The following is an 8,623-nucleotide window of genomic DNA, read 5'->3' as shown; positions in this document are numbered from 1 at the left end:
CGATGTATATGAAGTCAGAACGGTCGAAGCGGCCTTCGGCCTTGGCATTGGAAGTGGTCGGCTTGGGCAAGATCGCATCAATACCTGTCTCCGCACATGCCTTGATCTGAGGCGCGCTGTAGTAGCCGCGATCGGCAATCGCGCGCAGTCGCTTCTTGCCCATCGCCTCCCGCGCGGCTTGTGTCATCGATGCCAATGAGTCCCTGTCATGTCCTCGGTTCGTCACTTCGTGCGCGACGATCAGATGGTGCTTGGCTTCGACAACCATCTGCACGTTGTAGCCGACCATCCCCGAGCCCCGGCCACTGGTAGCCATCGAGCGGGCATCCGGGTCAGTCACCGACAACTGACCGTCTGGACTATCTTTGAGCCTTTCCTTGACGCCATCCAGCGCGCGCATTTGCTTGCGCAGGCGCTTGATCTTGTCGTTGAGCCGATTGGTCCGGGCCTCGATCTCGACAGGTTGCGTTCGGTCCGCAGTGTCGAGCGCCGCCAGATAGCGGCGGATGCTCTCCTCAATCTGCTGCTGACGTTTGTCGATCTTGGCGGCTGTGAAGTTTTTGTCGCGCGTGTTGACTGCCTTGAATTTGCTTCCATCAACGGCAATCAGGGCTTGGGTGAATAGTTTGAGATCTCGGCATACGGCCACAAATCGCCGGCACACATTGCGAATGCCCGTGCCATTGTCACGGCGGAAATCGGCGATGGTCTTGAAGTCTGGCGCCAGACGGCCGACCAGCCACATCAGTTCGACATTGCGTTGGCACTCTCGCTCGAGTCGACGACTGGACTGGACCCGATTTAAGTAGCCGTAGATGTAGATCTTCAGCAGCACGGCCGGGTGATACGACGGGCGGCCGGTAGCTGCTGGCGCTGCCCTCACAAATCCCAGCGATTCCAGGTTGAGCTCGTCGACGAATGCGTCGATTATGCGCACCGGGTTGTCGTCGGCGATGAAGTCATCCAGGCATTCCGGGATCAACGCTACCTGTTGCCGGTCCTGACCTTCGATGAAGCGGGGCATGTCGACTCCCGGGATCGAGATACCAAACTCTATCTACATCACCGTAGCGGCGTCAAAGAGTTTTCACACAGCCTCGACCCTGAGCAGTCCTTCGACTCTCCCGAAAGCAGTCATTCGATTAGAGGCTCATCGAAAGGAAGAGACGCTTTCCTTGGCTCGTCGCTTCCCGAGCAAACTTGGACAAAGCTTCAACAACCGGCTCGATGGCCGGACCATCGGCGCCCATGTGCACCATTTCGTCGTGTTTGGCCCAGACAGCAGATATGCCTGGAATGGCTTCTGACTGCGCGGCTGAAAGCCTGCGCACAAAGTCCTCTGGGAACTCGAAGACCCATCGCTCTTGCGTGTGCGCACGAAGGTGCTTTTCGCCTTCAAATTCTGTGGCGGTCGTTCCGCCGAGCGCGGACCATAGTCCGGCCAGCACCATGTTGTCCAACGCTTTGAACTTCAAGATTGGCCAGTTGGCCGACTCGCCAGAGAGAATCGCGGGGATGTCTTCAGTAGAGGCAACCAGGATATCTGTAAGCATGTTCAGTGAACCCTAATTTGTTCGGATGGTAGTGCCATCGCATTCGACCCGAAGTGGGATGTGCGGGCACGCTGACTGTGTCTGAATGGCGTCTGCGTTCAGAGGGCAAGATAGCATCCGGCAAGCGACGGGCGTTATTCGCGCGACACGAGGGGTGTCAGATGCCCACAACGCAAGCCGGCATTGCGATCCTGGCGAATAGCAATGCCCTGCGCGCACCTAAATTCCGGTATACCCCTCTGGCACGAATAGCGCTTGAATGCGTTTTACACACCATACGGACCCCGATCTCCCGCGACCGTTCCTGGCCGGGAGCTGGCCTTCGCGGCGATCCGCGGCGACTCAGAAAGTCATGTCGATCCTGGCCAGGCCCACTGCATCCCGCCGTATGCGATTCGAACTATCGAGCAGCCTCTTGCAATATCCAATCCATGAACATGCTCACCTCGGTCCGCTCAGTCGCCCCTGGCCGCGTCACTACGTAGTAGGCAAATCTTGCCGGCCACGGTTTGTCCAGCACTTGTACGAGCCGTCCCGCCGCGATTTCATCTTCGGCGTAGGCTTGCGGGATCAATGCCAAGCCCTGGCCGGTCTCCGCCGCGCGGATAAGCAAAAAATCATCGTCAAATGCGCTGCCGCGCTCTGCGCGTGCATCTTCGACGCCACCATGCGCCTTCAGCCAGAGCGGCCAATCGGCCCGATCAGAATCGTGCAACAGAGGATAGTTCAGGCAATCCTGCGTCTCGCGGATGACGGCCTGGTGGGTGTGAAGAAATTCCGCTGAGGCCACAGGAATCAAAGCCGGAGCCATAAGCGGTTTGACATCCAGACCGGGATAATCCCCAAGCCCATGGCGCACGGCCACATCCACACGATCACGGTGCAGATTCACCAACTCAGACGTCGCTTCCACGCGGATTTCGACTTCAGGATGCAAACGCTTGAAATGCCCGAGCCTGGGTACGAGCCAGGACGCGGCAAATGTGGCGACCGTGCTTACCGTCAGGCTCATTCTCTTCTTGGTCGCCTCCAGAGCATGTACCGCGTGGTCGATCTGACGAAACGCATCTGACACTTTCGCGTGGAAGCTGGTACCGGCGTCAGTCAAGCGCATGCCGAGGCGCTCGCGCGTCAGCAAAACAACACCCAGTCGGTCTTCGAGCAATCGAATCTGTTGGCTGACTGCGCCCGGAGTCACATGCAGGGCCTGCGCGGCAGCCTTGACGGTGCCCCGATGTCCAACTTCCACGAACGTGCGTAGCGCCTGTAAAGGGTAGTTCATTAGGATTTTAGTTTTGCTAAATATGGGGAGGAGAAATTATCGCTTCAGACGACCAGCTTTATAGATGAGAATTTGAGGTCGGCGTTATTTCTCAATTCAGTTTATCTATATATCATGTTGCATCTCTATACCGACAGCTCGCCTAATGGCTTCAAGGCCACCATCGCGCTTGAAGAGCTTTCCTTGCCCTATCGCCTCCACCATGTGCGTATTGATGAGGGTGAGCATCGCCGGTCAGACTTTCTCGCGCTCAATCCCCATGGTCGTATCCCTGTGCTGACGGATAGCGATACCGGGATAGAACTTTTCGAGTCGGCAGCGATCCTGCTTTATCTGGCCGAGAAGACAGGAAAGCTGCTGCCCTCCGATTTGCCTTCGCGCTGGGAGGCGATCAAGTGGTTGCAGTTCCATGCATCCAGTGTGGGTCCAATGCTGGGCCAACGTGTGCACTTCGAACTATTCGCGCCAGAGGCCTCGGCCTCGTCCATCGACCGATATCGCCACCTCACGGAAGAGGCGTTTTCCGTGCTGGATCGTGTCCTTTCAGGGCGCCGCTATCTCGCCGGCCAAGACTATTCCATTGCCGACATCGCCCATTTCGGCTGGATGCACATCGCGCGGATTGTCGGTTTCGACTTCAGCCGGCACCTTCACCTGAGCGCGTGGCATGAGCGCGTTGCGGATCGACCCGCGGTGCGCGCGGGCATTACGTTGCCAGCTCCGGCTACAAGCGCATGAACCCAATGTTGAAATCCATGAACGAAACCAGCTCCTTCCCGCAGAAGGCCGGCGCCCCGCTCGCCTCGTTTCACTCGCACGCCGGATACCGCCGTATGTTTGCGCCGGACAGTCTGACGGTTGGCGTCTTCCTGCCGCTTCGACGGTATGAAGGAAACATGAAGGCGCTCGCTGGCCAAGCCGATTTAGTCACTGAAATCGACAGGCATGGCTTCGCTGCTGTGTGGGTGCGGGACGTGCCCTTGTTCGACCCGTCTTTTGGCGACGCGGGGCAGGTATTCGATCCCTTTACCTATCTTGCGTTTCTCGCCGCGCGAACCAAGAACGTGTCGCTTGCAACGGGCAGTGCCGTCCTCTCCTTGCGCCATCCCATCGACCTGGCCAAGGCGGCCGCGACTATCGATCAGCTTTCGGGTGGCCGCCTGGTTATGGGCGTGGCATCCGGCGATAGGCCGATAGAATTCCCCGCTTATGGGTTGGAACACGCGCGTCGGGCAGAGCGCTTCGCGCAGGGGATCGGCTACATACGCCAACTCATGCATACGGGACTCTTGGAGATTGATTCCCCGCTGGGAAGCTTTTCGGGCGCCGAGTTCCTTCCCAAGCCCGTCGTCGGCACCATTCCCATGATGGTGACGGGCTCGTCGGGCCAATCGCTTGCATGGATCGCCGAGCACGCGGATGGCTGGCTGACGTACCCCAATTCGACCCACGATGCTATCGGCCCTCAACATCTGTCGGAAAAAATCCGTGCCTGGCGTGCACTCATCCCCGGCGGGGCGTTCCGCCCGCATATGACCAACGAATGGATCGATCTGGTAGAGGATCCTGATTATCCTCGCACGCCCTTACACGGCGGCTACGTCCTGCGCACAGGGCGCAAGGGGCTGATTGCGCTTTTGGAGACCTGGCAGGCGGCGGGAGTGAACCATGCAGCGCTGGGAATACAGTTTTCACAGCGCGCGCCGGCAGACGTCCTGCAGGAGCTGTCGGAGGACGTGCTGCCACGGTTTCCATCGCATCAAGGCGTGCCGTCCTCTGCTGTTGGATGGTGAGAGGAGACACGCGCTTTCTGCCCATCGTCGTTGCTCACCTTTTCCAACAACGCTGGCAACATCGCGCATGCCGTAGATCGCTTGCTGGGCCTGTAAACAAGAGTCGCGCAACCGATGCACGGAGCAATTCCCCCCAACGTTGATGCGGTCCTGCATTCGGTGTCAATGTGGCGGGGCACGCTCCGTGGAATCAGGGCAGGGGAAAGGCTGGGAAAGCAACGCCCTTGGCAACCGTTGCTGCATCGGCGGATCATTGAAATAACACTATTATCATTTACGATTCGGCCTCCTCCGCAGTCCGTTCCCGACAGTGCCGACCCCTCCGCCGCCCGATAGCTGGCTCGTCAAGTATGCGACGATGTTTCGCGACTGGACGCGTCGCTGCGAGCATCGCCAGGAGGCCGAACATGCGTTGCAGGATGCCGCGCTCGGCATGCTCAAGCGAGAAGGCGCCGCGCTGGCCGATCCGTGTGCCTATCTCTATCAAGCCAGCCGCAACAACCTGGCAAGCGGTCTGCGCAAGCTCAGCCAACGCGCCGCCGTGCCGCTACATGATCTGGTCGATCACGAACATCCGGCGCTCGACGACGCTTTGGCGCAGTTGCCAGAGAAGTGCCGGCAGGCCTATATCCGGCACCGCCTCGACGGTCTGACCCAACCTGAAATCGCGGATGGGGCTGTCCGTCAATAGCGGCGAACGCTATACGGCGCTCCGCGCAACTGGATGCTGACGGTGCGCGGCACGTACTGATTACGGATCGGGGCAGAACGATGGACAACGGTACACACGAAGCAGCGTTTTGGGCATCACGTTACGGCAACCAGCGAGCGCCCGAGAATGTCATTTGGAATGAGGTAACCCGGCAGCAGGTCGCCAATAAGTCGGTGAGGACCTTTTCGAATAAGTTACGTGACGTGGTGACAAAGCGAGGCCGAAAGCCGTCGATTGCCGTCCCCTTATTTGCTCACTGGCGTCCAGAGACGATCGCGAACCGGTTGAGTCAGTACATTCAACGTAAAATGTCAGGCCGCCAGCCTCTACATGCTTCCCATATGAACCTTGAACGACTTCGTCGAGAGTTTCCCGACTTCGACATCACAACCCTGCCGCCCCTTCCCGAAGGGTATGTCGACGCATCGAGCTATATCGATGCAGCTCCCTCGTTCGAGAACAAGGAGCGCGGGTTAAAGGTGTATGTCGACTACGCCGACTACGCCGACCGCGAATCCGGCCGAAGCCAGCGCTTCTGTGTTTCGCGTTACGACGAGGAAGCCGGCGACTTCGAGGACGTTGCCCTGTCGACTAACGATTGGGCCGAAGTCACGCGCTTCCTGACCGCCTGACCGTCCTCGTCAGCGCCGCTCGAACTTGGGCGCGCGCTTTTCTTCGAATGCTTTTCGGCCTTCCTTGGCGTCGGCGGTGGCGAAGCAGATCGCTTGCAGGTCGCGCTCGTATTCCACTGCCTTCTCCAGCGGCATCGACAGCGCGGCGCGCAGGTTGACGCGTGCCGTCTCGGCCGCGATAGGCGCGCGTGAGGCGATGGTGGCGGCAAGGGCTTGGGCGCGGTTGCGCAACTGCTCCTGTGGCACCACCTCGCTCACCAAGCCCCAGGCCAGCGCCTGCTCGGCGCGGATGGGGTCGCCGGTCAGCACCATCAGCGCGGCGTTGCTCGGGCCGACCGCATGGACCAGCTGCGCCGTCATGCCGCCGCCGCCAATCCAGCCCAGCTTGATCTCGGGCGCGCCCAGGCGCGCGTTGTCCGAGGCGATGCGGATATCGCAGGCCAACGCCATTTCCAGGCCGCCGCCGAAGGTATAGCCGTTGATCGCCGCCACCGTGGGCTTCTTCAACATGCGCACGCAGTCGCAGTAGTCAAGCCGATTGCGAAAATCCCAGGGCGTGGCGTAGCGGTCCAGCTCGGTAATGTCCGAGCCGGCGCAGAAGGCCTTGGGACCCGCGCCGGTCAGGATCACCGCGCGCACCTGCGAGTCGGTGTTGCATTGCCCTACCGCCGCGATCAGCAGGTCGGCCATCTCGGGCGTCATCGCGTTCAGCTTCTCGGGACGATTGAGTTCGATGATGGCGACATGGCCATCGATACTGAGATTGACGAGTGCGCTCACGTCGGAATCCTTAGGTTGCGGTGTGCTTGGGGGCGGCGGCCAGGCTGGCCTGGAAGCGCTGCGTCAGGCCGCGCGCCAATGACTGGGAAGATGCGCGGGCGGCGACGCCGTCACGCAGGAACTGCGAGGCCTGCGTCTGGAAGGCAATGTAGCCATCGTGCCTTGGCCGGATCGAGGCAGCTTCAAGCGTGCGGGCCGTGTTGGCATAGAAGTTGCCGCTGGCCGCGTTCACGTTCGCGTCGGCCCAGCTGCCGCGATGGCTTGGCTGCCCTTCGTGCTGCGGAATGAAGCGGCTTTGGGTATCGGCGGCAAGCAACCACAGCAGATGCGCGCGCAACTCCGGCCCCACGATGCAGCGCCGTGATATCGCAATGCCGGTGCCACCGAGGATCGAGCCGGGCCTGCCCGCTTCAGCCTCGGGCGCATCGCGGAACGTAAGCGGTTTCGCCACCGCGCTGGTGGCGTAGTTCACATAGCCATAGACCAGCGGGCAGAGCACGATGTCATCGCGCGAGCTCATGTGGCCGAGCAGCGCAATCGGGTTGTAAGCCAGTGCCTGCGCGGGTGTAAGCCGCGCCAATTCGCCAAGCACATCGCACGCGTCGGCAAGCGTCGCCTCGTCGTGCCAAGCGCCGTGCGGGCGCAAGTCGGTATCGGGCGCGATGGCGGCCGCGATCGACAGCAGTGACAGGAACGGATGCGGACCGCCCCAGCTGAGCGCGACCGCGCCGCTGCGTTGCGACAGCGCCAGCACGTCGCGCCAGGTGCGCGGCACGGCGCCGTCAAGCCGGTCGGCGCGCGTGGCCATGACCTGCGTGGCGGCGTCCAGCGGCAGCGCCCATTGGCGGTCGGCCATGCGATAGCTGTCGTACGACAGCCCGATGCTGTCCCGCGCGATCCGCGCCAGCTCGTCGGGCGCGAACACGGTGTCTAGCGCTTGCAGGCAATCGTGCGCCAGGGCCTCGCCCAGATGGGGATGGTCCAGCACCACCAGGTCATAACGGGCGCACAGTTCGGCGATGGGCGCCGATTCAAAGCCTTCAAGCGACTGCTTGTCCCAGTGCACAAGCGGCGTGAGTGCGGTGGCGGCGCGCAGGGCATTGAAGCCGCGCGGATGGTCCCAGGTCAGGCCGCGGTAGGGCAGGGCGCGCTCGCTCATTCCGAGGTTCCACGCAGCACCGCGCCGGAGGCCGCATGCGCGGCGATCTCGTCGGCGCTGAAGCCAAAATCGCGCAGCACTTCGTCGGTGTGTTGGCCGGTAAGCGGTGCGCCGCGCAGCACCTGGCTTGGCGTCTTGGAAAAGCGGATCGGAAAGCCCGGTGTCTTGATCTTGCCTTCGGTCGGGTGTTCATACTCGACGAAGGTGCCGTTGTGCGCGATCTGCGGATCGTCGACCAGATCGGCGTATCCGTAGACGGGGCTGCACCAGATGCCGGCGGCATCGAGCTTGGCGAACCAGTCGGCCGTCGAGGCCTTGGCGAGGGTGTCGCGCACCAGCGCATAAATCTCGTCGCGCTTCTCCCAACCGTCGCGCTCGTCGGTGTACTGCCCCAGGCGCGGCTCTTCGGTCACGCGCGCCAGCACTTTCATGTCGGGCATGGCAAGCGCCAGATAGCCATCGCTTGTCGCGAAGGTGCCATAGGGGGCGCGGATGTACACGTGGGCATGCGGCTCGGCACTGCGCACCTGCGGCTTGTGCCCCACGGTGTAGACCGATAGCTCCTGCATCTGGATCGTGGTGATTGCATCCAGCATGTTGACCTCGACCTTCTGGCCTTCGCCGGTACGCTCGCGGTGCAGCAGGGCGGCCAGCACGCCTTCGAAGGCGCAATACGCGGTGACGGCGTCGACCACATACTGGCCTGGGGGGG

The 8,623-nt window shown here is 61.3% G+C and carries 10 protein-coding genes; 4 read left to right on the top strand and 6 right to left on the bottom strand.

The features are described from left to right. The 3 genes from ACNPP0_RS21990 to ACNPP0_RS21980 form a co-directional block, all read right to left on the bottom strand. A partial coding sequence (locus ACNPP0_RS21990) for an IS1182 family transposase (protein ID WP_448705330.1) occupies positions 1-1,024 on the bottom strand: 1,024 nt, incomplete at its 3' end. Positions 1,025-1,142: 118 nt separating this feature from the next. Next, entirely contained in the window at positions 1,143-1,553 is a 411-nt protein-coding gene (locus ACNPP0_RS21985; protein ID WP_332610989.1) for a hypothetical protein, read from the bottom strand. A 400-nt stretch (positions 1,554-1,953) separates the two neighbouring features. After that, complete coding sequence (locus ACNPP0_RS21980; protein WP_332610990.1) at positions 1,954-2,835, bottom strand: LysR substrate-binding domain-containing protein; 882 nt, start codon at positions 2,833-2,835, stop codon at positions 1,954-1,956. A 114-nt stretch (positions 2,836-2,949) separates the two neighbouring features. On the opposite strand from ACNPP0_RS21980, the gene ACNPP0_RS21975 reads away from it, so the two are divergent. The 4 genes from ACNPP0_RS21975 (at position 2,950) to ACNPP0_RS21960 (ending at position 5,972) form a co-directional block, all read left to right on the top strand. Then, the gene (locus tag ACNPP0_RS21975; protein ID WP_448707000.1) at positions 2,950-3,573 is read left to right on the top strand and encodes a glutathione S-transferase family protein; all 624 of its coding nucleotides are present in this window, start codon (positions 2,950-2,952) and stop codon (positions 3,571-3,573) included. 95 nt (positions 3,574-3,668) lie between these two features. Next, positions 3,669-4,628 carry an LLM class oxidoreductase gene (locus ACNPP0_RS21970; protein WP_448707001.1) on the top strand — a complete coding sequence of 320 codons (960 nt, stop codon included), beginning with the start codon at positions 3,669-3,671 and terminating at the stop codon, positions 4,626-4,628. Positions 4,629-4,986: 358 nt separating this feature from the next. Continuing rightward, entirely contained in the window at positions 4,987-5,319 is a 333-nt protein-coding gene (locus tag ACNPP0_RS21965) for an RNA polymerase sigma factor (protein ID WP_448706999.1), read from the top strand. A gap of 80 nt (positions 5,320-5,399) precedes the next feature. Beyond that, positions 5,400-5,972 (top strand): hypothetical protein, encoded by a 573-nt coding sequence (locus ACNPP0_RS21960; protein WP_448706998.1) that lies wholly within the window; start codon positions 5,400-5,402, stop codon positions 5,970-5,972. Positions 5,973-5,981: 9 nt separating this feature from the next. On the opposite strand, the gene ACNPP0_RS21955 is transcribed toward ACNPP0_RS21960, so the two are convergent. The 3 genes from ACNPP0_RS21955 to ACNPP0_RS21945 all read right to left on the bottom strand — a co-directional run. Further along, positions 5,982-6,752, bottom strand: coding sequence for an enoyl-CoA hydratase/isomerase family protein (locus ACNPP0_RS21955; RefSeq protein WP_448706997.1), 771 nt, complete (start codon positions 6,750-6,752; stop codon positions 5,982-5,984). A gap of 10 nt (positions 6,753-6,762) precedes the next feature. Further along, positions 6,763-7,911, bottom strand: a complete 1,149-nt coding sequence (locus tag ACNPP0_RS21950) for a type 2 periplasmic-binding domain-containing protein (protein WP_448706996.1) — start codon at positions 7,909-7,911, stop codon at positions 6,763-6,765. Next, positions 7,908-8,623 (bottom strand): CoA transferase (locus tag ACNPP0_RS21945; protein WP_448706995.1); only part of this gene is annotated, 716 nt, incomplete at its 5' end. The genes ACNPP0_RS21950 and ACNPP0_RS21945, both read right to left, overlap by 4 nt.

Source organism: Achromobacter semiaridum, assembly GCF_053543755.1.
This window is presented reverse-complemented; position numbering and strand designations above follow the sequence as displayed.

What these genes read in the sequence shown, in the direction of transcription:
- ACNPP0_RS21985 (WP_332610989.1), bottom strand. Translation starts at nt 1,553, where the DNA reads ATGCTTACAGATATCCTGGTTGCCTCTACTGAAGACATCCCCGCGATT.
- ACNPP0_RS21980 (WP_332610990.1), bottom strand. Translation starts at nt 2,835, where the DNA reads ATGAACTACCCTTTACAGGCGCTACGCACGTTCGTGGAAGTTGGACAT.
- ACNPP0_RS21975 (WP_448707000.1), top strand. Translation starts at nt 2,950, where the DNA reads ATGTTGCATCTCTATACCGACAGCTCGCCTAATGGCTTCAAGGCCACC.
- ACNPP0_RS21970 (WP_448707001.1), top strand. Translation starts at nt 3,669, where the DNA reads ATGTTTGCGCCGGACAGTCTGACGGTTGGCGTCTTCCTGCCGCTTCGA.
- ACNPP0_RS21965 (WP_448706999.1), top strand. Translation starts at nt 4,987, where the DNA reads ATGTTTCGCGACTGGACGCGTCGCTGCGAGCATCGCCAGGAGGCCGAA.
- ACNPP0_RS21960 (WP_448706998.1), top strand. Translation starts at nt 5,400, where the DNA reads ATGGACAACGGTACACACGAAGCAGCGTTTTGGGCATCACGTTACGGC.
- ACNPP0_RS21950 (WP_448706996.1), bottom strand. Translation starts at nt 7,911, where the DNA reads ATGAGCGAGCGCGCCCTGCCCTACCGCGGCCTGACCTGGGACCATCCG.